The sequence below is a fragment of the Streptomyces sp. NPDC051109 genome (assembly GCF_044455885.1).
In the GTDB taxonomy this organism is placed as follows: Bacteria; Actinomycetota; Actinomycetes; order Streptomycetales; family Streptomycetaceae; genus Streptomyces.
In genome coordinates this window covers 1-26029 of record NZ_JBITFF010000021.1, presented here as the reverse complement: position 1 = coordinate 26029, position 26029 = coordinate 1, and the positions used below count along the sequence as shown (strand labels likewise).

The following is a 26029-nucleotide window of genomic DNA, read 5'->3' as shown; positions in this document are numbered from 1 at the left end:
CCTTGCGCGACCTGCGCTCCAACATGAAGGGCTCCATTCGACGAGGCACAAGGGGAAACCCCATCCTCGACCGCCCCAGTGCCCGCCGCGCCCTGGTGCAGCCACAGGCGTGAGCTTGTCACCCGCCTGGCGCATCCCGCCCCGTGCCCGGCGCGCAGCGCGGGGCACGGCATGTCAGGGTGGCACGGCGACGAGAGGTCCACATGCGCGGGCCCCGGCCGGTCGAAGCCACCCCGGCCGGGTCCCGCCACGGACCCGGATGGCGCCACGGACACCCCCGCACGCCCCGCCCGGCGCTCTCCAGTGCGGCCGGTGCCGCCGCGCTGCCGCCTGGCCGCGTTGGGCTCCGTCGTGAACAGGGGCTCGGTGGCGAGCCGTTCGCCATCGTGGCCGACCCGACGGATGCGTACTGCCATTCCGAAGCCCCAGCCGCCGTGCTGCCCGCCGCCGGCGCCCTGGAACACGGGAGGCGGCTGCTCCTTCCGCCTTGCGCCTGGTCCCACACGAGGATCTCGCCGGTCTGCGGGTCGGGCCGTGGGCGCCCCCGTCACCACACGTCGAAGACCACGTTCACTGACGGGCGGATCCCGGCCGTCCAGATCGAGGGCAACGAGCCCGCTGACATCGAACTCGGCGGCAGCATCGAAACCTTCGCGAACGCAACTGATGCTCAAGCCCGCCACGGCTACATCCAAGCCGTCATGAAGGCAACCCCTCACCCTCACCGAATACGAATACCTCCGCGACGCAACCCCGGTCCACGTCAGCAGGCTTCTCACCTGGATAAAGACTGCCGACTACGAGAAAGTCGCCACCCGACTCCCCTGATCGAACATCGGAACGTCAGGACGGACCCGGCTCCGGGAAGAGGCGCGTACGGAAGAGGGAACCGTTCGCGTATGAATACACGTCTACGAGCACACAGCAACACGTGTCCGGGCGTATCCCGGCTCGATCCTCAGGGGGGATCTTGACTTCATCGCACCGCGGACGACTGCGTGCACTGGCCGCCGGCGGCGTACTCGCCCTGGCCGTCGGCGCCTTGGCGGCCGCCCCGAGCAGCGCAGCCCCGCAACACCGCGTATCCGGCTCCGCCACCACCCGGCCCGCAGCCGACCCGGCGGCGGATTCGGTCTCCGCGGCCACACCGCGCAGCGACCGCGACCACGACCACGACCACCCGAGCGTCGTCCTGCCGACCCGCGCCGCGAATCCGGCGCGGGTGGCGGCTGCCGCGAAACCGCGGCACGACGTCGACGGCGACGGCATCAGCGACATGATCGTCATGGAGTACGACCACAGCACGGCCGTCTACCTGTCGAAGGTCGCGGCCTGGAGCGACTACGCGATCTACAGCACCGATCCCGATGCCTCGTACAAGGACCTGCTGCCGGTCGGCGATGTGGGCGGCACGACGAAGGCGGAGCTGCTCTCCCTCTCCTTCGACGGCGAGCTCACGCTCTACGAGACCGGCCTGCAGGGCACCTCCGCACCCCTGTGGTCAGGCCGCGGCTGGCAGATCTACGACCGCGTCATGGCCACCGGCGACCTCACAGGGGACCACTACCCCGACCTGCTGGCCCGCGACCACGCCGGCGACCTGTGGCTGTACACCGGCACCGGAAGCGTCAGCAAACCCTTCAACACGCGGGTCAAGGCCGGCTCCGGCTGGGGGGTGTACGACCAACTGGTCGGCGCCAGCGACGTCGACGGCGACGGGCTCGGCGACGTCCTCACCCGTACGCTGAACGGCGAGCTGTGGTTCCACAAGGGAGCCGGCAGCGCCACGGCCCCGCTCAAGGCCCGCGTCAAGGTCGGCACCGGCTGGAACACGTACAACGTGATCAGCGGCCCGGACGACGTCGACGGCGACGGCATGAGCGACCTGATCGCTCGCAGCCGCGACGGCAAGCAGTACTTCCACAAGTCGATCGGCGGCGGCAAGTTCGCGGCCCCCACCTACTACGGAAGCGGGTGGGAACGGAACAAGTTCATGGTCGGTGCCGGCACCACGCAGCTCTACGGCAAGGCACAGAACCTCGCCACGCAGTCGAACGGCGTCCTTGCCAAGTACAGCGCCCTGGCCAACGGCGACTACCTGACGCCGCCGGTCGCGGCGGGTACCGAGACACCCGGCTCCCGCACCACGTACGCCACCGCACTCAACAACCACAACCACGCGAGCTACGTGCAGAACATCGGCAGTGACCTGTACATCCGCGGCCAGCGGGTCAGCACGACGTGGAACTACACCATGATGGTCGGCCCCGGTGATCTCACCGGCGACGGCAAGGGCGACCTGCTCAGCCGCGACTCGGGCGGCACGCTGTGGCTCCACCCCGGCGACGGTGCGCTGTACACCAAGCTCGGCGCCCGCATCAAGGTGGGCACCGGCTGGAACGGCTACGACGCGCTCGTCGGCGCGGGCGACTACTCCGGCGACGGGCGGGCCGACCTGCTCGCGCGGGACACCTCCGGCCGCCTGTTCCTCTTCAAGGGAACGGGGACGGCCACCGCGCCGTTCGCCGCCCGGGAGCAGGTCGGCAGCGGCTTCGGCCAGTACGACCTGCTGTTCGTCCCGGGTGACATCGACGGCGACAGCAAGGGCGACCTGATCGGCCGTCTCCCGAACGGCGACCTGTACCGGTACACCTCGACGGGCAACGCCGGCACCGCGACCTTCACTGCCCGGGTGAAGTTCGGCACCGGTTGGAACATCTACAAGAACATCATCTGAGTCGACGTCCCGGGAACGGCCGAGCGCCGGTCCCGGGACGCCTCGAAGCAGTGCTCGGCTACTCGTTGTCGTAGTAGCCGAAGATGTCGACGACCAGGTCGGCGGCGTCCCAGCCCTGGTTCCAGAGGTCGACGATGCCGTGGGCACCGGTGCCCGTCTGAACCAGGTTGGCGACGGTGTTGCCCGCCGTCCAGTTCAGTGTGGAGGACACCGGACGCTCCGGAGTGACGGCGGTTCCGTGGGCGTAGTCGTTGCTGGAATTGGGGTCCGGTGCCACCGAGAGGAAGCCCGTGCCGCGCGTGTTGGTGACCGTGGCGTTCAGCACCCAGGCCTCCTGCTCCCTCGAGAAACCCTGCCGGACGTACCCGCGCGTGGGCCACGGTCCGTTGGGCCAGCTCCGCGTGTCGATCGTCCGGACGGGCGTGGTCGGCACGTTAGCGGCACCGCCGCTCGCGGTGCCGTACGTGCCGACCAGATCCACGATGACGTCGGCCCGGGTCCAGGCTCCGTTGCGGACGGTGACCTCGCCGTCCTTGCCGACCGGCACGATCACCGAGTTGGCTGCCGTCTGCCCGGCGGTGAAGTTCACGTTGGACGTGGTCGGCGCCGTCTGCCCGGCCGGATGGACGGTCAGGTGACCGGCCTCCTGCGGGTTGGTGACCGTCACGTTCAGCGCGACGGCGGTGGCGCCCGGTTCGGCGACCTTGACGGTGAAGGACCCTTGGCCGGCGACCGGACCGCGCTGCGTGCCGGTCCCGTAGCGGGTGTCGACGACCCGGGCCGGGGCCTGCGGGGCGTACCCGCCGGCCTCCTGCCGGCTGAAGTAGCCGGTGACGTCCGCGATCAGATCGACCGGCTCCCAGCCTCCGTTGTACAGCTCGACGCAGCCGTCCTCGCCGACCTTCGCGATCACCAGGTTCGGAACGGTCTGACCGGCCTCGAAGTTGATGTTCGACGCGGTCGGCCGCGTGGCACCGGAGGCGAAGACGCTGACGTGCCCGCCACTGGTGGTGTTGGTGGCGGTCACGTTGAGCGCGACGGCGGTGACCCCGGCCGGGATGCTGCCGTTCCCAGCGACCTTGAGACGGGTGGAGGAGTACCCCTGGACCTTGCCCTTGACGGCGCCCGTGCCGCTGCGGGTGTCCAGCAGTCGGGTGGGGCCGTACGGGGTGAACTCCGAGCCCAGCGTCGTGACCCGGACCTCGTTGGTGGCGTGCGTCCCGAGTACCGGATCGGCGACAGCGGCCTTGATCGTGTACTCGCCCAGCTCCTTGTAGATGTGCCTGGTCCTCGTCTCCGAAGAACCCGAGGCCACCACCGTGTCCGTGCTGCCGTCACCCCAGTCGATGGTGGTGTCCAACGGCGGGGTACCCCTGTTGAGCGAGGTCGTCAGCTCGAAGCCGTGCGCCGAGGACATCCGGGCGCTCAGGAAGACACTGAGCTGCGCGCTACCGGTGGCGGTGGCGCCGGCTGTGCTGGTGAAGGTTCCGAACCCTGCCGCCACGCCCTCTGTCGCGTCGACGGCAGGTGCTCCCGCGGCCTGCGCGGCGGGCTCGACCGGATCAGCGGCCTGAGCCGGTCCGGGCATGAAACCGATGGCTCCCGCCACGATGGCGGCAGCGGACACTACGAGTCGGCGATTGCGCACCGAGCCCCCCGTTTTCAGTTTTTTGAACGCGCTCAGCCTGCACAGCCTACACAGCAGCTCACGGGCGATCATCGCCGGATCGGGTCGACGGGGGCCCCATCCCCCCGTTCGTGGAGAGCGGTTCTCCCTGGAAGTCCACTGGGTGTAGGGGTTTCACCGCCGTGGGGACTGGTTCCCACGGCGGGGAAGGCTGTTCGCCGCGGATCGAGGGCCCTGAACTGCGGGTCGTGGGTGCGAGTCCAGCGTAATGGGGGGCGAGGGCGTCCAGAGCGGGGTCAGCGCCCGGTCGTCCCGTCGATCTGTTCCCGCAGGATGTCCGCATGGCCGGCATGTCTTGCGGTCTCGCTGGTCATGTGGGCAACGACCCACCGCACCGAGAGGAACGTGCCCTCGACCGGTATCGCGACAGGCTCTCCCAGATCACCGGCGGCACGAATCGCGGCGTCGCTGGCCGCGATCGCCGCGTGGTAGTCGGCCAGCACCTGCCCGGAACTGCGACCGGCCGGCACCTGCATGCCGATGTCCCCGGGATCGTCCGACTCCCGACCGGCCACGTGATAGCCGAACCAGAACCGCTCCGCCAGAGTCAGGTGATGAATCAGGCCCAACACCGTGGTCCCCGACTCCACCAGGACCTGGCGTAGCTGCTCCTCCGTCAGACCGTCCGCCTTCTTCATCACGGACTGCCTGGCGAACGATAGGAAAGCCATCGCGGTGTCCAGCTCGCCACCGTCATTGCGGGGCACCCTGCGGCGCTGTGTCTCAGCCATGCAGGTGACTCTAACGGCATCCGTCCCACACCGCGCCGCAAAATTGCACGGCGAACGTCGCCTGGTACGGCGTCAGTCCAGGAGATCCCTCTTGTCAGCGCCCGGAGCGATGCCCCGCCACCTCATGGTCCATGAGCTCCCCGACGCCTACGCCGACCGCCTCGCCGAGAGTGTGAACAGAGCGGGTGTGGCTGCTGGTCGGGCTGCCGCGCCGGGACTGGCGCCGTACGCGTTGCCGGCCCAAAGGACCCGATGTCACGGGGCAGTAGAACCGACCAGCCGTGTGTCCGACAGGACCGTGGTCTGCCCCCACCAAGGAGGAGTCAGGTCACCCCGGTCCTCGACGGGCGTCGAGGCCCAACTAACCTTCGATCATGGCTTTGCGACCTGACGAGTTCTACGACCACGCGCTTGCCTCTGCGGATGGCGAGCGTCGGCTCCCGCTCGCGCGCATGACGGGGTGGGACATCAGCCCGTTCGAAGCGGACGGATTGCGGGTGGCGGCGCTGCGCCCTCCGGTGCTGCCCGAGCCTCCGCGACACGGCGAGGACCCGTCGAACTGCGACGCGTGCCGTGACCGAGACGAAGGGATCTGGTTCAACGACAGTTGGCGGCTGACCCGGATCACGGGAGTCGGTGTTCCGCTGGTGCTCATGCTGCATACGCGTGAGCACTACGACATGGCCGACCTGCCCGATGAGCTGGCAGCCGAGTTGGGCGTCCTGTCCACTCACATCGTCCGTCACGTGCAGGCCCTGCCACACATTTCGCGGGCCCACGTCTACCGCATCGGCGACGGAGGCGCGCACCTGCACATCTGGTTCTTCGCACGGCCCGAGGGACAGACCCAGCTCTACGGATCATGGATGCCCGTCTGGGACGATCTGCTACCGGAATACCCGGCAGACGTCGCGGAGGCGGACGCGGCGATCGTGGCAGACGCATTGGTCGCTTCCGTCGGGGGGCGTCGCTCGGCTGCCCGTGAATCGTCGCAGGCCTGATCTGTCAGCGGACGCCAACGCTCGACCTCGGAACTCACCGCGCTGACGCATGGTCTGGTTCGGGAAGGCCGGCGCTGACAAGCCCGGTATCGCTGTCAAAACCGGCGGCCCCGGCCACTGTTGCGCCCCTCCGGGGGCTGGCCCCCGACGCACCCGACGTGTTGTGACGCCTTCACCGCAGGCTTCACAACGCGTCGGGTGCACTCTCCCGGGCGGGTTCCCTGGCTGCCGGGTGATCCGAGCCGTCGACGGGGGCTGCGGCACGCAGTGCTGCTTCGACCCGGCGGTTGTTGGTCATGGACGCCGTGACGGCCGTCATCGCCAGGAGGAGGCCGGCGGCGGCGTAGAGCGGGGTGCGGATGTCGTAGGTGGTGGCCAACCAGCCGCCGAGGAAGGCCCCGAGCGGGGCGGCGCACATGGCCAGCATGCGGGAGGTGGAGGCGACCCGCCCCATGAGGTGGGCCGGGACGATCGCCTGCCGGAGGGAGGGCCCGAGCACCATCGTGGCGCCCATTCCAGCCCCGCAGACGGCGAGCGCCAGCCCTGCCACGTACGGGTTCGGGGCAGCGGCCAGGCCCGTGATGGCAAGCCCTTCCACGGCAGCCGTGCAGGTCAGTGCGGTGCCGGTGCCGAGCCGTCGGCCGAGGGAGGAGGCGATGCCTGCACCGAGCAGGCCGCCGGTGGCCTCCGCCGTGAGGAGCAGGCCGAAGCCGTAGGTGTCGATGCCGAGGCGATCGTGCGCGAAGAGGGCGAGGACGGTCTCCACAGCGAGGAAGGCGACGTTCCCGACCGCCGGGCGGAGCGCGAGCCCGAGCAGCAGCCGGTCCCGGAAGACGTACGAGGCGCCGGCCCGCGCCTGCCGAAGCAGGGACTCTCGAACCTCCGGCACGGGCCGGGGCATGGCGGGAAGCGACCGTACGAGCAGCGCGGAGAGCGCGAACGACACCGCGTCGGCGAGCAGTGGAACCGCCCTCCCGAGCGCGAGCAGCGCACTGCCCGCAGGCGGCCCGGCGAAGCCGGACATGGCGGTCTGGGCCCCGCGCAGACGGGAGTTGGCGCTCTCCAGGAGTGCGGGGTCGCGGCCGAGCAGTTCCGGCAGATAGGCCGTGGCGGCGGTGTCGAAGAAGAGTCCGCCGAGGCCGAGCAGGAAGGCGACGGCCCCGAGCATCGGAACGCTCAGCACGTCGAGCGCGGCCGCTGCCGCCGGTATCGCGAGCAGCACCGCACGCGCCGCGTCCATGACCCACATCGTGCGCCGGCGGTCCCAGCGGTCCACCAGCGCACCGCCGAGCACCCCGAACAGCAGCCACGGCAGCGTCCCGGCGGCCGCGACGACGGCGAGCGCCATCGGATCCCGCGTCAACGTCAACGCGAGCAGCGGCAGCGCGGCATGCGACACCCCGTCACCGAGCGAGGACACCGTCTGCGCGGTCCACAGCCGTCCGAACCCGGTCGGCAACTTCCGAACGTCTGAGGTCACTTGGACTCCCCTTCGGCCGGCTCGCGCGATGTCGGGTGGAACAGTGCGAAGACGAGTGAAGCGTCCGGCAGCGACGGATCGGACAGCTCCCGGTACTCGTCCGCCAGAGCCTGCAACCGCGTCCCCAGCTCCGCGAACTGCTCGCCGGTGAGCCGCAGATGCGCCATCCGTACGTGCCGCTCACCCGCCGGCGACGCCTCCAGGTCCGCCACCGCATGGCGCATCAGCACATCCGGCCCGCCCTCGCCCGGATCCGGCAGCGCGATCGACCGCGCGGCCATCGCGTAGTACCGCTCGGTGACACCCCGCACCTTCCGCGTCCGTACCACCTTCACCAGGCCGGCCCGCTCCAGCAGCCGTACGTGATAGCTGGAACTCCCCTTCGCAAGGCCCACCCGCTCGGCGATCTGCGTGATCGTCGCCGGCTCGAAGCGGAGCACGGCCATGATCCGGTGGCGCGTGAGGTTGGAGACGGCGCGCAGTTGCTCGTCCGTGGTGACGTGAAACGTCTCGGGAAGGTCATCGGTAGGCATGCGAGCAATGGTCAACGATTCTTGACCATTGGGCAAGGGTATTTCGCGGAGACTGCCAGAATCTGGCTCGCACGAAGCACGAACGGCCGCTCGAGGGTGCGAATGCGGGTTCCTAACGCCCGGATCCGCGGGGCGCGGCCGGCTTTGCCGCACACGCCTCCCGGGGCAGTTCCCGGACGGACGGCCGCGGCGCCCCGGGGGACGCGGCCGCCACCTCGAAGGCGTAACAGCCCGCCACCGATCGCTCGTACACGGAGAGGAAGCTCCGAGGCGGTCCCTGGCCGAGCACTTCTGCGACGACGGTGACGGCACCGCCCTGCCGCGTCACGCCGACGAGGCCCCTGGCGGGCTTCGACGGAGGGAAGACCTGCGCGATCTCCGTGTCGGACAGGATGCCGTCGGCCGCTGCCCCGCCCAGCCGGTGGCGGAACACCTCGACGCGCGCCCGCAGGTTCTTGCGCGCCTGGGCGTCGTCACGCGCCGGCTGCGTCTCCAGCCAGATCCACATGCCGACGGCGGCCACGAGGAGCAGGCCCAGGAAGGTCAGGCAGCCGTTGAGCACACAACCGCCTGCCGTACCCGCCCGGACCTGTGATCGTCTCGCCATGGGCACAGCCTGTCTCACAGGTACACGACAAACCAATCCCCTCACCGGCAGGTCCTTCCGGACATCGGGCATCTGCCCGGCGGAGCCATCCCGAAGGCCGTCCTGCCAGGGTGGTCGGCCGTAGGCGCCACCGAAGTGGGCACCTGCCGCTCGTGGCCGTACAGGACCCCGCGGCCCTCCCCATCCGGGCCGCGAGGTGATCGCCACGAAGTGTCAGTCCACTTGGGCGCGCCGCAGTTCGCAGCTCCCGTTGGTGCAGGAGCGGCGCAGCCGCCCGGCCGATACGGTCTCCACCAGGCCGATCGCCCAGCACATCGGGCAGCCGCGCAGGGCGACCAGGCCGACCGGAGCGAGCAGCAGGCTCGCCGGACCGACGAGCGGCAGCAGGGCCAGCGATCCTGCGAGCGCGCCGAACCCGACCGCGCCGCGGGCCAGATGGCGCGGGACGGTGGCGCTGGCGAAGCCGCCGCGTTTCGGCGCGTCGGTACCGGCGGCGCCGGGCGGGGAACCGGGCCGGGCGGTGGTCTTCGTCGTGCTCAGGTCAGGTGTCATCGTCGTCTCCCCTCGTGCAGGCCGGTTCTTCGCGCAGCGCCTCGCGCAGCGCCGAACGGGCGCGGTGGAGGCGGGATTTCATGGCGGCGGTGCTCAGTTGGAGCCGGTCCGCGACGGTGCGGCCGGGCAGGCCTTGGATGTCCCGCATGACCAGTACCCGTCTCTGGTCGGCGGGGAGGGCGGCGAGGGCGGCTCCGACGCGCTCGGCTTCCAGGCGCAGCAGGACGTCCTCCTCGGCGGACCGGGCGGTGCCGGCGGACGCGTCGTGGTCGTCCGGCGCCTCGGACCGGCCCGGCCCGTCGTGGCGGCCGGGTCCGCCGCGGTGCGGGGCGAGCGGTCCCCGGGGGAGCAGGTCGCGGGTGCGGCGCAGGCATTCGTTGCGGACGATCCGGAACATCCACGACGCCAGGGCCCCGGAGGCCCGCAGCATGCCGATCTTGCGGTAGAGGATGATCAGCGCTTCCTGGGCGGCGTCCTCGGCGTCCTGGGGTGTGGCGCACAGCGTGTGCGCGAATCGGCGCACGTGCGGGTACGAGTCGTACACCAGGGCGGTGAGCGCCTCCGCGTCGCCGCGCTGCGCCGCGGCAACCAATGTCGCGCCGGGCCAGGTGCGGTCAGCCACGCTGCCGCCTCCGGCGACGCAGCAGCGTGACGGTGCACGCGCACAGCAGCAGCGCCGCGGCCGCGGCAATGACGATGGTGGTCATGTGGGGTCCTCCCGGTGGGGTGCGGGGCGGACGCGTTCGTCCGCACACCTATGAGAGACACGGTGGGCGCGGAAGGATTCGCCCCGCGCCGAGAAATTTTCGGGTCCCGCAGCGTTCAGGGCCTGCACGGTGCCGGTGGATGGGGTGAGGCCGTACCAGCTGCGGCTCCACCACGGGTCGTGTCGTCAAACTCCCGCACGCCGAGGGGCGGCCGGGGCCGCAGCACACGGCCCACACGGACGCCACAAGCGGTCGCCAGACCGCGCTCCGGCAATCGGGCGGCAGGACCGGCTCTGTTGGTGCTCTCGCGCCCCGGTGGCGGCGCGTCGCCGCGACGCCGGCCGCCGCGCTCGACAACCGCCGCGGCACTACGCACGGCGCCCGCTCCTCACGGGCGACGGCCTTCCCGCGGGCTCAGAGCGTCTCGCTCAGCGAATCCGCCAGCCGACGCCGCGCAGTCCGCGTGGCGGGCAGGGTCGCCGCCAGCACCGCACCCAGCACCGCACCGACGATCACCGTCAGCAGCACGGGCAGCGACGGCAGCTGGGCGATTCCGGCGCCGATCCCGCTCGAAGCTCCTTGCTCGTCCACGAGCCAGCTGCCGGACACCGCGCCCACCGCCGTTCCGGCCACGGCGGAAGCCAGCGCGGTCAGTCCGGCGGCCGTCACGATCATCGAGCCGATCTGCCGGGGCGTCAGTCCCATCGCCTTGAGCGCGAGCAGGTCCCGGCCCCGGTCGCGCACCCCCGCACTGATCAGCGTCAGCAGCTCGATCAAGCCGATCAGCGCGAGTACCGCGATCAGGGCGGCGATCACTCCGCGTGCCGGTTCCAGCCGGTCGGCCGGATTGGGCGTCTCCCGGATCTCCAGCGTTCCCCCGGCCGCCTCGGCGAGCGTGCTCCTCACGGCCCGAGGGTCCGCGCCCGGGCGCAGCACCAAGGCGTGGAAGTGGGGCCGCAGCTGCGGATCGCGCTCGCGCAGCGCGTCGATGGTGGTGGTGATGACCCGACCTCCGGAATCGGGCTCGATGGTCCGGCCGACGAGGTGCAGGATCTGCGGACGTCCCTCGACGGTCATGCGTACCCAGTCGCCGACCCGTACGCCGAGGAGGTCCAGCAGTCCCTGCCCGGCCACCGCCTCGTCCGGGCCGCGGACCGCCCGCCCCTCCACCACCGGGGAGGGGTACGGGTGCGCGGCCGTGCCCAGCCCGCGGAGCGTGATGGTGCCGGTCTGCCCCGGCACCAGGGCGGCCATCTCCGCACCGGGATGGACCGCGGCGATGTCCGGGATCGCCGCCAGGGTCTTCTCCAGCTCCGCGTCCGACAGCCCGGCGGGCCGTTCGGCCCGTACGGTCATGGCCGCGGGCAGCCCCATCTGCGCGGGCCGGCTGCGGAACTGGTCCAGCGTCGACCACGCGACGAGCGCCACCGTGATCAGCACGAGCGGCAGGGCCAGCCGGCCCACCGATGCCAGCGTCCGGCCGCGTCGCGGGAACGCCGCGCGCCACCCGAGCACCAGGGCGGCGGGCACCCGCAGGCCCAGCGCCCGCCTGCCCAGGGCGGTCATCGGCGCGGCGGTCGGCAACGCCGCGCGGGCCGCGGGCACCGGCGGCACCCGCCCGGCCCGCCATGCCGAGATGCCCGTGGCGGCCGCGATCAGCAGCACCGCGCCGCAGGGGACGCCGATCATGAGCGCCGTGTGGCCGGGCAGGTCCTGCCAGACCGCTGCCGCTTCCCCGACGCGGCCCGGTATCCGGGCGCCCACCAGGGCGATCGCCGTCGTGCCGAGGGCCACTCCGATCAGCGCGAAGGCCAGATGCTGTACGAGGAAGCCGCGGGCGACTTGGCCGGGGGTGAAACCGATGGCCTTGAGGACGGCTATGTCCCGGAGCTGGCCGCGCACGCGCGCACCGATCGCTCCGGCAGCGGCCAGTGCCGCCGCGAGCAGCGCGCCGAGACCGAACACGGCGAACATCTGCCCGAGGAGCCGGTCGTCACCGCCCGCCTCCGCCCGGGCCTGCTGCCACTTCGTGACCTGGGCGACCCGGTCGGCGCCCAGGAGGGTCACGGCGCGCTGGACCATGAAGTCGGTGTCTTCCGGATCCTTGAGTCGCAGCCCGACGCTCTGCCCGGTGCCCGAGGGGGCGATCGTGTCGAGGGTGGGGGGGAGCACCCAGCCGATGCCCGGTGCGCCGCCCGGTTGGTAGCGGGGCTCGGCCGCCTCGGCGATGCCGGCCACCCGCAGTTCGTGCGGGACGCCGTCCGGTCCGGTGACCCGCACCGTCTCCCCCGGCTCCGCCCACAGCGCCCGCGCGACGGAATCCTCCAGCACGACGGCTCCGGTCCCGCCCCGGGACCCGCCCCCGCCCTCGGCCCCGGACCCGCCCCCGGACCCGTCCCCGCCCCCGGACCCGTCCCCGGCGCCGGCCCCGCTGTCGGCCGCGGCGAGCCAGCTGCCCGCGGTCAGGAGCGGCCGCCCGGTCTCGGGGGGCTGCACCGAGGTCGCCCGCAGTGTCACTCCGGCCCGCGCGCCGCGCGATTCGACCGTCGTCGCCGCTGTGCGGTAGGGCCCGGAGAGGGCCGCGACCCCCTCCAGGTGGCCCAGGGCGTCCACGTCGGCGGCCCCGGCACGGGTGTGCAGCCAGATGTGCGCGCCCTGGGACTGGTTGAAGATCCGCTGCCACGGGTTCGCGGCGTAGCTGAACATCGCGCCGGCGAGCAGGAGCGAGGCGATGATTCCGGCGCTGGTCAGGACGACGAAGAGGGCTTCCCCGCGGTGCGCGCGGAAGTCGGCGTGCGCCCAGCGCAGAGTGGCCCGCACGCTCACTCCTTCAGTTCGAGTACGCGGGACACCCCGCCGGCCGGCCCGCGGCGTCCGTCGCCGAGCTGGGCGTCGTCGGCGATGCGGCCGTCGAAAAAGCTGATGACGCGGTCGGCGGCACTGGCCATCCGGGCGTCATGGGTGACCATCATGATCGTCTGACCGCGCTGGTGGAAGCGGGAGAGCAGCCGCAGCACCTCCCGGGTGCCCTTGCTGTCGAGGCTGCCGGCAGGCTCGTCGGCGAGCAGCAGCGCGGGATGGTTGACCAGGGCCCGGGCGAGCGCCACCCGCTGCTGTTCGCCGCCCGAGAGTTCGCCGGGCATCGAGCGTTCGCGACCTTCGAGCCCCAGTTCGGCGAGCAGTTCGGCGCGGGACTGGCGTGCGGACTTCGGGGAGGCGCCGGCGAGCAGAGCGGGCAGTTCGACGTTGTCGGCGACGGTGAGGTTGGAGACCAGGTTGAAGAACTGGAAGACGACTCCGATGCTGCGGCGGCGGAGCACCGCCCAGCGGGCCTCCCGGTACTCGTCGACGCGCTCTCCGCCGATCCACAGCTTCCCGCCGTCGGGCCGCTGGAGTCCGCCGATCAGATGGAGCAGCGTGGACTTTCCGGCTCCCGACGGCCCGGTCACCGCGACGAACTCGCCGGGCTGGACGGTGAGGTCCACCCCGCGCACGGCGTGCACCGGAGTGCCCTCGCCGTGGTGCGTCTTGGTCAGGCCCTCGGCCCGCACGATGGGCGCGGCAGGAGCGGTCGCGGCGTCCTCGCTCATTCCAGCTCCTCCTGACAGCGTTCCAGCCAGTCGAGGTCGGCCTGCAGGTGCAGCATGGCGCCCTCGATCAGCAGTTGGGAGATCTTGTTCTCGCGGTCCTCGGCCGCGGCCAGCTTCGACAGGTCCCGCATCGTATTGAGGTACTGCCGCCGCTGCTTGTTGATCAACGCGACAGGGTCGGCCAGACCCGACCGGGGCGCGAGGGCGAGCTTCATGAAGAACTCGTCCCGTACCCGGGGCTCCTCGGCGGTCTCGTCGAACCAGGCCAGTACGGCCTCTCGTCCGGCGTCGGTCAGCCTGTACGTGCGCTTGTTCGGCCGGCCCGACTGCTCGACGTCCTCGCCGTCGATCAAGCCGCTCTTCTCCAGCCGGCCGAGGGTGACGTAGATCTGGCCGACGTTGGGCTGAGGGTACGCGGCGCCCAAGAGCTTCTCAAGGTCCTGCTTCAGCTCGTAACCATGGGCGGGGCCACGCGTGAGGAGTGCCAGGAGCGGCAGCCGCACTCGCTCCTCCTCCCTCCCGCTCGGTAGTCACCTGTTCACCGGGCAGTGGCCGGGTGGCACCGCCATCCTGCCCGCCTGCCGGGACGCGTCTAGTATCGCCCATGCCTAACGGGTATATATAAGCCCCGATGGTCGGCGGCGCAGCCGGATCGTGCACCGGGAGGAACCTATGCGGTGGATGCGTGCCGCGGGTAGGGCTCTCCTGGTCGTGGCGGTGGTGTTCGCGGGGTACTCCGGGTTCGGCGCCCGCGACGGCCTCGCCTCCGACGGCCGCGGCCCCATGACCCTCGTCACGGCGGGCGACCTGACCGGCTACCTCGCCCCGCTGCTCGACGACTGGAACGCCGGACATCCCCGCGAGCGCGTCACGCTCGTCGAACTGCCCGACTCGGCCGACGAGACCCGCGCCCAGATGATCAGCGAACTGCGTTCGGGCAGCAACCGCTTCGACGTGCTGAACATCGACGTCGCCTGGACGTCCGAGTTCGCCGCGGCCGGATGGATCTCCCCGCTCGACCGCAGCCGCTTCCCCCTGGACGCGTTCCTGCGGCCGGTGGTCGACACCGCCACCTTCGACGGCAGGCTGTACGCGGTCCCGTACGTCACCAACGCGGGGCTGCTCTACTACCGCAAGGACGTGCTGGAGGAGGAAGGCGAACAGCCACCGCGCACCTGGGCCGATCTGGTCCGCCAGGCGCGCACGATCGCTCCGAAGCACGGACTGGACGGGTACGCCGGCCAGTTCCTGCCGTACGAGGGGCTCACCGTCAACGTCACCGAAGCCGTCCACTCGGCGGGCGGTTCGATCCTGCGCGACGACGGCGCCCGTGTGACGGTCGACTCCGACGCGGCACGCGCCGGGCTGCGGTTCCTCGCGGACGGCGTTCGGGACGGCTGGATCTCCCGGGATGCCCTCGGTTACAAGGAGGAGGAGTCCCGGCGGGCGTTCCAGGAGGGCCGTCTGCTCTTCCTGCGGAACTGGCCCTACGTGTACGCGGACGCGAGCGCGCCGGGGTCGAAGGTCGCGGGGAGGTTCGGCGTCGTGCCGCTGCCCGGCCGCGACGGGCCCGGCAGCAGTGTGCTGGGCGGCTCCAACCTGGCCGTCAGCAGCCGTTCCCGCCATCCGGCCTCGGCGGCCGATCTGATCTCCTACCTCACGAGCGAGCGGGTCCAGCGGAAGGTGCTGACCGAGGGCTCGCTCCCACCGGTGCGCGCCGCGCTCTACGAAGACCCCGAACTGATGCGCGCCTATCCCTACCTGTCGACGCTCCGCCAGAGCGTGCTGTCTGCGGTGCCGCGCCCCAAGAGCGCCCGCTACGACCAGGTGAGCCTGGCCGTCCAGGCCGTGGCCCAGGACCTGATGACGCAGCGCGAGACGCCGGACGAGGCGGTGGCGCGGCTTGCGCGCGAACTCCGCGGCGTTTCCGGCACCGGCTGACCCCATACGATCCCTCCTTCAGCGCGTCTACTTACATGTTAAGTAGGCGCGCTTCTTCATGCATCCCCTCACTTAGGGACAAACCACCCCAGCTTCTCGCTGTTTCCGGACACATCGTTGACACCTTCCAGCTGCTGCTACTTAACATGCATGCATAACAGCGCACCTGATCCAGGGCGCTCTCGCATTCAGCAGAAACAGGTCGACGCGAGATGCTCAGCACCCTTCCGGCCGGCACCGGCCACCCCTCCCCCAGCGCCACCACGCCCGACTCCTGGTGGCGCGACGCGGTGATCTACCAGGTCTACGTCCGCAGCTTCCTCGACAGCACCGGGGACGGCATCGGCGACCTGGCCGGCGTACGGGCCGGGCTTCCCTACCTCAGGAAGCTCGGTGTCGACGGCATATGGCTCAGCCCCTTCTACCCGTCGCCGCAGCACGACCACGGCTACGACGTCGCCGACTACTGCGGCGTCGACCCCGTGTACGGCGACCTCGACGAGTTCGACCGGCTGGTGGCCGACGCCCACCGCCTCGGCCTGAAGCTGCTGCTCGACATCGTCCCCAACCACTGCTCCAGCGAGCACCCGTGGTTCCGCGAGGCCCTCGCCGCGCCGCCCGGGAGCCCCCTGCGCTCCCGTTTCCACTTCGCGCCCGGCCGCGGACCGGACGGAGCGCAGCCGCCCAACAACTGGCGCGCCATGTTCGGAGGCCCCGCCTGGAGCCGGACCACCGGGCCCGACGGCTCTCCCGGAGAGTGGTACCTGCACCTGTTCACGCCCGAGCAGCCCGACTGGAACTGGCGCGACCCGGCCGTGGGCGTCGAGTTCGAGCGCGTGCTTCGCTTCTGGCTGGACCGCGGTGTCGACGGCTTCCGCATCGACGTCGCCGCCGGGCTGTTCAAGCACCCCGACCTGCCGGACTCGGACGACCCCGGGGCCGACGAGCGGGCCCGCGACTCCGTCAACCAACTCGCCTGGAACCAGCCCGAGGTCCACGGCGTGTGGCGCCGCTGGCGCACGGTGTGCGAGGAGTACTCGGCCCGGGACGGCCACGAGCGGCTGCTGGTCGGCGAGGTGTCCGTACCGACGGCGCGCGAACACGCCGAGTACGTCCGGCCCGACCAACTGCACCAGGCGTTCTTCTTCGACCTGCTCAGCGCCCCCTGGGACGCCGATGCCTTCCGTTCGACGATCACCGTGGCGATGCGCGACATCGCCGGCACCGGCTCCACCGTCACCTGGGTGCTCAACAACCACGACCAGGTCCGCACCGTCACCCGCTACGCGGGCGAGCCCGGCGTGGAAGGCAGCGGACTGGGAGCCGCCCGCGCCCGCGCCGCCGCCCTGCTGATGCTCGCCCTGCCCGGAGCGGCCTACGTCTACCAGGGGGAGGAGCTCGGCCTGCCCGAGGTCCTCGACCTGCCCGACGACGTTCTGACCGATCCGATCTGGCACCGCACCGGCAGCCGCAAGCGGGTCCGGGACGGCTGCCGGGTGCCACTGCCCTGGTCGGGCCACGCCTCCCCGTTCGGCTTCAGCCAGGCTGAGGCCGGCGCCAAGCCGTGGCTGCCGCAGCCGGAGTGGTTCGCCGAGCACGCCACAGACCGCGCCTTGGCCGACACCCGCTCCTTCTGGCACCTCTACCGCGAGGGCCTCCAGCTGCGGCGCAGCCTTCCGCAGCTCGGCGACGGCACCCTGCGCTGGCTGGAGACGCCCCCACAGGTGCTGGCCATCGCCCGGGGCGACGGCCTGGTCTGCGCGGTCAACTTCGGCACGGAGGCGGTGCCCGCCCCCGTCCCGGGGACCCCGCTGCTCGCCAGCGCACCCTGCCCGGACGGAGTGCTCCCCGCGGCGACGGCCGCCTGGTGGACGTCGGAGTGCCCCGCTCCCTGAACCCGCGCGGCGCCCCGAGTGCCGACGCAACTCCCCTTGCGGTGACGCCGGATGCGGCTCCGCAGATCCGGACCGACCCCCTCGAAGCGAAGGACCGCACCATGCGACGACCCAGCAAGACCACCCGCCGGACCGCGGCCACCGCCTCGGCAGCCCTCGCGCTCGCCCTCGGAGCCACCGCCTGCGGCGGCCCCACCGCACCCGCGAGCGGCGGCGAACTCAGCGGCCAGACCGTGACCGTGGCGGGTGTCTGGACGGGCAGCGAACAGAAGAACTTCAAGAAGGTCCTGGAAGCCTTCACCGAGAAGACCGGTGCCAAGACGGTCTTCGTCCCCTCCGGCGACAACGTCTCCACCTTCGTCGGAAGCAAGATCGAGGGCGGCAACGCCCCCGACGTGGTGATGATCCCCCAGGTGGGCGTACTCCAGCAGTTCGCGAAGGCGGGCTGGCTCCAGCCCCTGTCCGAGGAGGCGGCCCGGACGGCCGGCTCCACCCTCCCCCCGGTATGGAAGGACTACGGAACCGTCGACGGCACGTACTACGGCCTGTACTTCAAAGCCGCCCACAAGTCCACCGTCTGGTACGCCCCCGACGCCTTCGCCCAGGCCGGAGTCGACGAGCCCAAGAGCTACGCCGACCTGCTGAAGGCCGGCCGCGCCCTCTCCGACTCCGGCCGCCCGGCCTTCGCGGTGGCGGGCGAGGACGGCTGGACCCTCACCGACTGGTTCGAGAACATCTACCTCTCCCAGGCAGGGCCGGAAAAGTACGACCAACTCGCACAGCACAAGCTCCCGTGGACCGACGCCAGCGTCGTGAAAGCCCTTACCACCCTCGGCGAACTGTTCAAGGACAAGCAACTCGTCGCCGGTGGCGCCGAGACGGCGCTGCGCACCGACTTCCCCTCCTCGGTCGAGCAGGTGTTCGGGCCCGCGCCCAAGGCCGGCATGGTCTATGAGGGCGACTTCGTCGGCGGCGTCGCCAAGGACCAGTTCGGCAAGAAGCCGGGGCAGGACGCCAAGTTCTTCCCGTTCCCCGCGGTCGACGGAGGCAAGGCACCCGTCGTCAGCGGCGGGGACGCGGCCGTCGTCCTCAAGTCGGGGAAGAACGGCAAGGCGGGCATGAGGCTGCTCGAATTCCTCGCCGGCCCCGAGGCCGCCGAGGTCTGGGCCGGCGCGGGCGGCTTCCTGTCCCCGAACACCAAGGTCGACTTCGGCGCGTACGGCGACGACACCACCCGCAGCACCGCCCGGTCGCTCGTCGCCGCGGGCAACTCGGTCCGCTTCGACATGTCGGACCAGGCACCGGCGGCGTTCGGCGGCACCAAGGGCGCGGGCGAGTGGAAGCTCCTCCAGGACTTCCTGCGCCACCCCGCGGATCCGCAGGGCACGGCCGCGAAGCTCGAAGCCGAAGCCGCCAAGGCGTACGGGAACTGAGGCGGCCCCCATGGCTGACACCCTGACCGCCCGCGCCGCGACCGATCCCCGGCGCCGGGCCCGCAACAGGAGGCGCCGCCTCGCGGTCGTCTTCGTACTGCCCGCCCTGCTCCTGCTCGGCGCGCTGGTCGTCTACCCGGTCGTCTTCTCCTTCTGCCGCAGCCTCTTCGACGCCAGCGGCGACCGTTTCGTCGGAGCCGGGAACTACGTGGCGATCGCCCACGATCCGGCCACTCTCAAAGCGATCCGCAACAGCGCGATATGGGTCGTCGTGGCCCCGACACTGCTGACCGGACTCGGACTGGTGCTCGCCGTGCTCACCGAGAAGGTGCGCTGGGCGACCGCGTTCAAGCTGACGCTCTTCCTGCCGATGGCCGTCTCCTTCCTCGCCGCGGGCATCGTCTTCCGGCTCGCCTACGAGCAGGATCCCGGCCGGGGCGTGCTCAACGCGGTCGTCGTCGGGGTCCATGACACCTTCGAGGACGCGGCCGCCTATCCGACGGCCCGGATCCGCGAGGGCCAGGCCCTGACGGGGAGCGCGGGCGGCCCCTACACGACCGCGAAAGCGACGCGTCCCGGCGGCTCGGTCGACCTCGGCCTCGTCGGCGTCGCCCCCGACGCAGTGCCCGTCGGCGCGAAGCAGGCTGCCGCTGCGGCACCCGGACCCGACGGCATCGGCGGCGTCGTCTACCTCGACTTCGCCCCCGGCGGCTCGGGAAGGCCGGGCGCGGTGGACCGGGGTGAGAAGGGCCTGCCCGGCATGACGGTCGAGGCCGTACGGGACGGCCGGACGGCCGCGACCGCCACCTCTGCGGCCGACGGCTCCTTCCGCTTCACCGGGCTGGCCGACGGCGAGTACGTCCTGCGCCTGCCCGCGGCCAATTTCACGGTCCCGTACCAAGGAGTGAACTGGCTGGGCCCGGCCCTGGTGACGCCGGCCATCATCGGCGCCTACCTCTGGGTGTGGACCGGCTTCGCCATGGTGCTGATCGGGGCAGGGCTCGCTGCCATCCCCCGCGACGCGCTGGAGGCCGCGCGGATGGACGGTGCCACCGAGGGCCAGATCTTCCGAAAGATCACCGTGCCGCTGCTCGCGCCGGTGCTCACCGTCGTCTTCGTCACGCTGGTGATCAACGTGATGAAGGTCTTCGACCTCGTCTACATCATCGCGCCCGGACCCGTGCAGGAGGAAGCGAACGTGCTGGCCACCCGCATGTGGCTGGTCTCCTTCGGCGGGGGCAACAACCAGGGGCTCGGAAGCGCGCTCAGCGTGGTGCTCCTCCTCCTGGTCGTCCCGGCGATGGTCTTCAACATCCGGCGCTTCCGAAGGAGTGCGGCATGAGCAGTCACGGCACCATCGAGCGCCGGGCACCACGGCGTACGACCGGGATCCCGCCCGCCCCTGCCACGTCCAGGCCCAAGCCGCCCCACAAGGGCCGGCTGTCGCGCCTGCTGAGCAGATCGGCAGTCCAGGCACTGCTGCTCTTCGTCGCCCTGGTGTGGATCACTCCGCTGGCCGGCCTGTTCCTGTCCTCGATGCGCTCCGAACGGGACAACGCCTCCGACGGCTGGTGGAACGCACTCACCGACCCGTCCCAGCTGTCCCTGGACAACTACAGCGCCCTGTTGAAGGATTCCGGCATCGCGACGGCCTTCGGGAACACCGTCCTGATCTCGCTGCCCACCACCCTCCTGGTGGTCGGCATCGCGGCACTCGCCGGTTACGCCTTCGCGTGGTTGGAATTCCCCGGCCGGGACGGCATCTTCCTCGTGGTCGTCGGTCTGCTGGTCGTGCCCGTGCAGATCGGGCTGCTGCCCGTGGCCAAACTCTTCGGTGCGGTCGGCCTGTTCGGCACCATCCCGGGAGTCGTCCTCTTCCACGTGGCCTACGGGCTGCCGTTCGCGGTCTTCCTGCTGCGCAACTACTTCGCCGAGATCCCGCGCGAAATGCTGGAAGCCGCCCGGATGGACGGCGGCACCGAATGGCGGATCTTCTCCCGGCTCGTGCTGCCGCTCGGCCGCCCGGCCATCGCGAGCCTGGCCATCTTCCAGTTCCTGTGGGTCTGGAACGACATGCTCGTGGCGCTGCTCTTCGCGGACAGCGAGTCCCAGCCCCTCACGGTCGCCCTCCAGTCCCAGATGCGGCAGTTCGGAAGCAACATCGGCGTCCTCGCGCCGGGGGCGTTCCTGTCCCTGGTGGTCCCGCTGATCGTCTTCTTCGCCTTCCAGCGGCACTTCGTCCAGGGCGTGATGGCGGGCTCGGTGAAATGACCCCGACGGCTGCTACCGCGCGGTCAGGGAGGAGGAGGACACCCGAGGAGACCGCCGGGTCCGGGCCCGCGTCGAGCGCCACTACAGGCCGAGGGCCAACAGGATGGTGAGCGTCGGCGGGACCGTCGCCATCCACCCGGCCCAGCGGCCCGCCCGGGCCAGTGCGGGGCGGGGGCGCCGCAGGGACAGCCGGAAGGCCAACGCGAGCAGCGGCGTGGCCGTCCAGGACACCCACCAGCCGGCCGTTACGACCGAGACGGTATGGGGGTGGACGTTCGCGGCCATCTGGGCCAGGCCCCCGAAGAGGAGGGCCACCGGGATCAGGGCCACCGACAGGGTCGTGGTCCACATCAACACCCCGTCGACGGCAGGGTTCTCGGCGGCGCCGTCGGTGGTCGGGGCGGGGGTCGTATCGTGCATGGGGAGAGCCAATCACCTCCGACGCCGGTTCGCCTGCGCGGGCGTACTCAGGGTCGGCCGGTCTTCGTACTCATCTTGACCAGGCGCCGGCACCGGGCCCCGCGGCATCCGCCTCAGCGGCGGGAAAGCACGGAGAGGCCACGCCCCGACCTGCCCTGACGGGTCGGGGCGTTGCCCTTGAGCGCGGCCGAGGAGGCCGCGGCCGTCGGCCGCGCGCCAGCGGCCGCTGCCTGATCAGCGCAGTCCGGCGAAGAGATCGTTCTCGGGTATGGCCGCGCCGGTGGTGTCCCGGACCCGTACGAAGGTCTCCATGCCCATCAACTCGCCGAACCTCTTCTTGCCCATCTTGAGGAAGAAGATGTTCTCGCCCTGGCTGGCGTGCGCGGCCAACGCGTCGAACTTCTGATCGCTGAAGGCGGTGGCGTCCACCCACGTGGTGATCTGGTCGTCGGGGAGGCCGATCTCGGCCATCGCGGCGGCCTCGGCGGGATCCGGCTCCGGCATGTCCTCATGGAACTCGCGCATGATCTCGCCGAACCGCTGCATCATCGAGCGGGGCATCGTCGTCCAGTACACCTTCGGTGCCAGCGCGGTCATCTCCAGCGCCGCCATCGTGATGCGGTGGGCCTGGATGTGGTCGGGGTGACCGTAGAAGCCGTTCTCGTCGTAGGTGACGACCACATCAGGCTGATAGTGCCGCATGAGCTCCGCGAGTCGGGCAGCGCCTTCCTGCACGGGGGTCTGCCAGAAGGATCCGGGAGCGTCGTTGCTCGGCCAGCCCATCATCCCGGAGTCGGCATAGTCCAGCATCTCCAGATCGCTGATCTTCAGGACGTCACAGCTCGCCTCAAGTTCTTGACGGCGCATCAAGGCGACCGCCGCCGAATCGTGCCCGGGATCGCCCGGCTTGACTCCTCCCGGCCCATCACCGCAACCGCCGTCGGTACACGTCACGAGAACCGTGCGGATGCCTTCAGCCGCGTACCGCGCGAGGACCCCTCCGGTTCCGGTGGCCTCGTCGTCGGGGTGGGCGTGTACTGCCATGAGCGTCAAAGGCCGGTCGGTCATGAAAACGGTCCTCCTGCAGGAATACGTCTTGGTCCCAGTGTGCGGCGGGCGTACCGCGATCTTGGGGCACGGATCCTGCTGGGGCGAACGACCTGGTGGTCTGCGTGTTCCCCCGTGCGGCGCCGGTCCCTCGATCGGTGCAACCGTGCCGACCGGACAGGATGTTCCCGGCGTGGCCGCTCGGCTTTCCAGGCGGCCGCGCTCGACGCGAAAATGACCGGTCCCCCTCTGCCGCGTGCGATTCCGCCCGTCGGAGGGAGCCGCCCTGCACGGCCACACCGGATGACTGCCGTGTGGCTCGGTCTGCGTTCCTCAGCCTCGTACCCGCCCGGCCGTGCCGGGCGGGTACGGGGCCCGTCCTCGCCCCGGGCCGGGTGCTCACCCGTTCAGCGACTGCATCAGCTCCGGGGCGTAGCGGTCGCCCGAGACCACTCCGTGCGGGGCGACGGCGTCGATGGCGGCCATCTCCGCGTCCGTGATCGTCACCGCGGTGGCGGCGATGTTCTCCTCCAGGTACCGGCGGCGCTTCGTGCCCGGGATCGGCACGGCGCCCTGGCGCAGCGTCCAGGCGAGGGCCAGCTGCGAGGGGGTGACGCCCTTCTCCGCGGCGAGGCGCCGCACCTGCTCGACGACGGCCAGATTGCGGCCGAAGTTCTCGCCCTGGAAGCGGGGGTCCGTACGGCGGAAGTCGTCCGCCGCGAAATCGTCCGGGGTGGTGATCGCACCCGACAGGAAGCCCCGGCCGAGCGGCGAGTACGCGACGAGCCCGATGCCGAGCTCGCGCAGGGTGTCGAGGACGCCGTCGTACTCGATGCCGCGTTCGAAGAGGCTGTACTCGGTCTGCACGGCGGCGAGCGGGTGCACGGCGTGGGCGCGGGCGATGGTGGCGGGCGCGGCCTCGCACAGGCCGATGTGGCGGACCTTGCCGGCGGCGACGAGCTCGGCCAAGGCGCCGACGCTCTCCTCGATCGGGACGTTCGGGTCGACGCGGTGCAGGTAGTACAGGTCGATGTGGTCGGTGCCGAGGTGGCGCAGGGAGCGGTCGGCCGACCTGCGGATGTACTCGGGGGTGCCGTTGTGCCCGCGGAAGGCGCCCTCGTCGGTGAACTCGACGCCCGTCTTGGTGGCGACGACGGCGGCGTCGCGGCGCCCGGCGAGGGCCTTGCCGAGGAGCTGCTCGTTCAGGAAGGGGCCGTAGCCCTCGGCGGTGTCGAGCAGGGTGACGCCCAGCTCCAGGGCGCGGTCGATGGTGGCGAGGGACTCGGTCTCGTCGGTGGCTCCGTAGTGGGCGCTCATCCCCATCAGGCCGAGGCCCTCGGCGCCGACCTCAAGGCCCTGACCGCCCAGTGCGCGCATCTCCATGACGTACTCCTCTGTAAGTAACTAACTGGATAGTTCGACTATGCACCGGGCCGCGCCACATGTCAATAACCGGATAGTTACTTGCTAGGCTTCGCCCATGGCACGGGATTCCAGCGCGACCAAGGCACGCCTGCTCGACGCGGCGTTCTCCGAGTTCGCCGCGTACGGCATCGCCGGCGCGCGCGTCGACCGCATCGCCGAGGCCGCGCAGGCGAACAAGCGGCTCATCTACGTCTACTACGGCAACAAGGAGCAGCTCTTCGACGCCGTGCTCCAGCGGGCGCTGGAGACGGGTGCGGAGTCGGTCCCCTTCAACGCCGAGGACCTGCCCGGCTACGCGGGCGCCGTCTTCGACCACCTCGTCGCACAGCCTTCCCTCATGCGGCTCGTGCTGTGGAAGCAGCTGGAACGGCCCGGAGCCACGGACACGGAGTCGGCGTCGTACCGCGGCAAGATCGCAGTGGTGGAGGAGGCGCAGAAGGCGGGGTACGTCGACGCCGCGATGGACCCGGCCGACGTCCTGACGCTGGTGATGGGCCTGTCCCAGGCCTGGTTCGGTGCGGTGGGCGGCCCGGCGGCGGGCGAGTCGGGCGCCGGCTGGGAGGCCGAGCGCCTCGCCCGCCACCGCGCGGCGGTCACCGAAGCCGTACGCCGCACCACGACTCCGCGCCGGGATCCGGCCTAGGATTCCCGGCAGCGTCCGCGATGCGTCAGGCCAGGGCGATCGGCTTTTGCGGCGCATGGAGCTGGCCGCCGGTGGAGGACCCGCCGACGTTCGGTCCCAGAGGCGGCGGCGGGCATCCGACTCCCACACCCGGGGGCTGATCCGGTCAGCCAGGGCCGCGGGGCGATGGCTGCCTCCCCGTCGACGAAGACCTCGTCCGCGAGGCCCTGCCCGACTGCTGCCGAAGACAGGACCTCCGCGACCTCTTCCGCGCTCCGGTCCTCGCAGGGGAACGTGCGGACCACGTCGTCAGTCGCGGTGCTCTCCGACTGTCAGGGGCCACTGGGGCAGCACCCGAGCCTCCCGTCGCCGGAACAGCACCACTCCCGGCCGCTCCCCGCAGCGCGAGAGAGCCCCGGCGGCCCCTCTACGAGTGCTGCTGAGCCTGGCCGGCCGCTCTGCAGCATCCGCCGACTGACGCCGTCAGGACGTACGTGGGGCAATGCAGCCCCCGGCGCGCCCGAGAACTTCACTCCGGCGGCCCTGTGGCTCGCGCCGGGGCGCGCGTGCATCAAGCGCAGTGGGTCGTGGCCGGCACTGGATTCCACGTGCAGGAGTTTGCATCCCCGGCCCCTCCCGATGAACACGTGGGGTCAACGCTCATGTCGCTGTGTGACCGTACGCGTGGTCGCGGGCACATGGCGCATCGAGCGGCGCCCCGGGTGAGGCATACGGATGAGCCGGTGGAGTGTGGTGGGGCGTGGTCGTCGCCCACGGGGCGCTCGCGCGGGCGGCTGTCGACGACCGTGCCGCCCGGCCCCTGGTGTTCCTCGTCTGCGGACTGGCGATCGGGCCTCGGGCCTGGACCTGTCGAGCGCGGACCGGGACCTGGAAGTCACCCGCGCACTGCTGGAGGGGCGCGCTGATCCTGGTGGTGTTCACGGACGCGGCAGCCATCAGACCCGGGACCTGCGCACGGAGGAGTTCCTGCCGCTGCGACCCCTCGTGGCAGGGCTGCCGCTCACCATCGCGCCGGGATGGCTGGTCGCACGGCCCCTGCCGCCCCGGCCTGACCGTCCGGGAGTCGGCCCTGGTCGCCATCGTCCTGGCGCCGACGGATGCCGCGCTCGGACAGCAAGCCTTCTCCCACGGGCGGGTCCCGGCGCTCGTCCGCGACGGCCTGGGCGTCGAGTCAGGGCAGAACGGGGTCTGGCGCTGCCCTTCTTCGTACTGGCGCTCGCGGCCGCAGGCGAGAGCTAGGTGTTCTGTCCAGGGAGGTTGTGGACGGGTGATGTAGGTCTCCGCTGAGGGATCTTGAAATGGGTGAGGGCCTTCTGGCCTGGTGTGGAT

21 protein-coding genes are annotated in these 26029 nt (G+C 71.2%); 8 read left to right on the top strand and 13 right to left on the bottom strand.

Translation table 11 applies throughout. The annotated features are described in order from the left end of the window. Positions 1-970 precede the first annotated feature (970 nt). On the top strand, positions 971-2737 hold the full coding sequence (locus ACIBAD_RS29875; RefSeq protein WP_398909705.1) for an FG-GAP repeat domain-containing protein: 1767 nt from the start codon (positions 971-973) through the stop codon (positions 2735-2737). A gap of 58 nt (positions 2738-2795) precedes the next feature. Here the strand turns inward: ACIBAD_RS29875 and ACIBAD_RS29870 are convergent, their stop codons facing one another. Beyond that, positions 2796-4325 (bottom strand): hypothetical protein, encoded by a 1530-nt coding sequence (locus ACIBAD_RS29870; protein WP_398909703.1) that lies wholly within the window; start codon positions 4323-4325, stop codon positions 2796-2798. Between the two features lie 335 nt (positions 4326-4660). Beyond that, complete coding sequence (locus ACIBAD_RS29865; protein ID WP_398909701.1) at positions 4661-5155, bottom strand: DinB family protein; 495 nt, start codon at positions 5153-5155, stop codon at positions 4661-4663. Positions 5156-5529: 374 nt separating this feature from the next. On the opposite strand from ACIBAD_RS29865, the gene ACIBAD_RS29860 reads away from it, so the two are divergent. After that, positions 5530-6156 (top strand): hypothetical protein, encoded by a 627-nt coding sequence (locus tag ACIBAD_RS29860; protein ID WP_134067359.1) that lies wholly within the window; start codon positions 5530-5532, stop codon positions 6154-6156. Positions 6157-6340: 184 nt separating this feature from the next. On the opposite strand, the gene ACIBAD_RS29855 is transcribed toward ACIBAD_RS29860, so the two are convergent. The 8 genes from ACIBAD_RS29855 to ACIBAD_RS29820 all read right to left on the bottom strand — a co-directional run bounded on the left by ACIBAD_RS29855 (position 6341) and on the right by ACIBAD_RS29820 (position 14128). Continuing rightward, complete coding sequence (locus ACIBAD_RS29855) at positions 6341-7636, bottom strand: MFS transporter (RefSeq protein WP_398909698.1); 1296 nt, start codon at positions 7634-7636, stop codon at positions 6341-6343. Then, the gene (locus ACIBAD_RS29850; RefSeq protein ID WP_398909696.1) at positions 7633-8169 is read right to left on the bottom strand and encodes an ArsR/SmtB family transcription factor; all 537 of its coding nucleotides are present in this window, start codon (positions 8167-8169) and stop codon (positions 7633-7635) included. The genes ACIBAD_RS29855 and ACIBAD_RS29850 overlap by 4 nt, the downstream gene beginning before the upstream one ends. Before the next feature lie 112 nt (positions 8170-8281). Next, on the bottom strand, positions 8282-8776 hold the full coding sequence (locus ACIBAD_RS29845; protein WP_134067365.1) for a hypothetical protein: 495 nt from the start codon (positions 8774-8776) through the stop codon (positions 8282-8284). Positions 8777-8989: 213 nt separating this feature from the next. Next, complete coding sequence (locus ACIBAD_RS29840) at positions 8990-9328, bottom strand: hypothetical protein (RefSeq protein WP_398909694.1); 339 nt, start codon at positions 9326-9328, stop codon at positions 8990-8992. Continuing rightward, on the bottom strand, positions 9318-9950 hold the full coding sequence (locus ACIBAD_RS29835; RefSeq protein WP_398909692.1) for an RNA polymerase sigma factor: 633 nt from the start codon (positions 9948-9950) through the stop codon (positions 9318-9320). The genes ACIBAD_RS29840 and ACIBAD_RS29835 overlap by 11 nt, the downstream gene beginning before the upstream one ends. Before the next feature lie 499 nt (positions 9951-10449). Further along, positions 10450-12855, bottom strand: coding sequence for an ABC transporter permease (locus ACIBAD_RS29830; protein WP_398909690.1), 2406 nt, complete (start codon positions 12853-12855; stop codon positions 10450-10452). A gap of 2 nt (positions 12856-12857) precedes the next feature. Then, positions 12858-13625, bottom strand: coding sequence for an ABC transporter ATP-binding protein (locus ACIBAD_RS29825; protein ID WP_134067369.1), 768 nt, complete (start codon positions 13623-13625; stop codon positions 12858-12860). After that, positions 13622-14128: a PadR family transcriptional regulator gene (locus ACIBAD_RS29820; protein WP_134067371.1), complete on the bottom strand. Its 507-nt coding sequence runs from the start codon at positions 14126-14128 to the stop codon at positions 13622-13624. Before ACIBAD_RS29820 ends, ACIBAD_RS29825 begins: the two co-directional genes overlap by 4 nt. 169 nt (positions 14129-14297) lie before the next feature. Between ACIBAD_RS29820 and ACIBAD_RS29815 the strand changes: the two genes are divergently transcribed. The 5 genes from ACIBAD_RS29815 (at position 14298) to ACIBAD_RS29795 (ending at position 21165) form a co-directional block, all read left to right on the top strand. Continuing rightward, positions 14298-15566 (top strand): ABC transporter substrate-binding protein, encoded by a 1269-nt coding sequence (locus tag ACIBAD_RS29815; RefSeq protein WP_134067373.1) that lies wholly within the window; start codon positions 14298-14300, stop codon positions 15564-15566. Positions 15567-15778: 212 nt separating this feature from the next. Then, positions 15779-17461 carry a glycoside hydrolase family 13 protein gene (locus tag ACIBAD_RS29810; protein ID WP_134067375.1) on the top strand — a complete coding sequence of 561 codons (1683 nt, stop codon included), beginning with the start codon at positions 15779-15781 and terminating at the stop codon, positions 17459-17461. 101 nt (positions 17462-17562) lie between these two features. Next, a complete protein-coding gene (locus tag ACIBAD_RS29805) occupies positions 17563-18894 on the top strand; it encodes an ABC transporter substrate-binding protein (RefSeq protein ID WP_398909687.1) in 1332 nt (443 codons plus the stop codon). 10 nt (positions 18895-18904) lie between these two features. Next, positions 18905-20236, top strand: coding sequence for a carbohydrate ABC transporter permease (locus ACIBAD_RS29800; RefSeq protein ID WP_134067380.1), 1332 nt, complete (start codon positions 18905-18907; stop codon positions 20234-20236). Next, a complete protein-coding gene (locus tag ACIBAD_RS29795) occupies positions 20233-21165 on the top strand; it encodes a carbohydrate ABC transporter permease (RefSeq protein ID WP_398909684.1) in 933 nt (310 codons plus the stop codon). Before ACIBAD_RS29800 ends, ACIBAD_RS29795 begins: the two co-directional genes overlap by 4 nt. Before the next feature lie 81 nt (positions 21166-21246). On the opposite strand, the gene ACIBAD_RS29790 is transcribed toward ACIBAD_RS29795, so the two are convergent. From ACIBAD_RS29790 to ACIBAD_RS29780, 3 genes are all read right to left on the bottom strand, one after another. Next, positions 21247-21585 (bottom strand): hypothetical protein, encoded by a 339-nt coding sequence (locus ACIBAD_RS29790; protein ID WP_398909682.1) that lies wholly within the window; start codon positions 21583-21585, stop codon positions 21247-21249. Positions 21586-21819: 234 nt separating this feature from the next. After that, complete coding sequence (locus ACIBAD_RS29785; protein WP_398909680.1) at positions 21820-22653, bottom strand: PIG-L family deacetylase; 834 nt, start codon at positions 22651-22653, stop codon at positions 21820-21822. A gap of 378 nt (positions 22654-23031) precedes the next feature. Continuing rightward, positions 23032-24015: an aldo/keto reductase gene (locus ACIBAD_RS29780; RefSeq protein WP_134067388.1), complete on the bottom strand. Its 984-nt coding sequence runs from the start codon at positions 24013-24015 to the stop codon at positions 23032-23034. 97 nt (positions 24016-24112) lie between these two features. Between ACIBAD_RS29780 and ACIBAD_RS29775 the strand changes: the two genes are divergently transcribed. After that, positions 24113-24700: a TetR family transcriptional regulator gene (locus tag ACIBAD_RS29775; protein ID WP_134067390.1), complete on the top strand. Its 588-nt coding sequence runs from the start codon at positions 24113-24115 to the stop codon at positions 24698-24700. The last annotated feature ends 1329 nt before the right edge of the window (positions 24701-26029 follow it).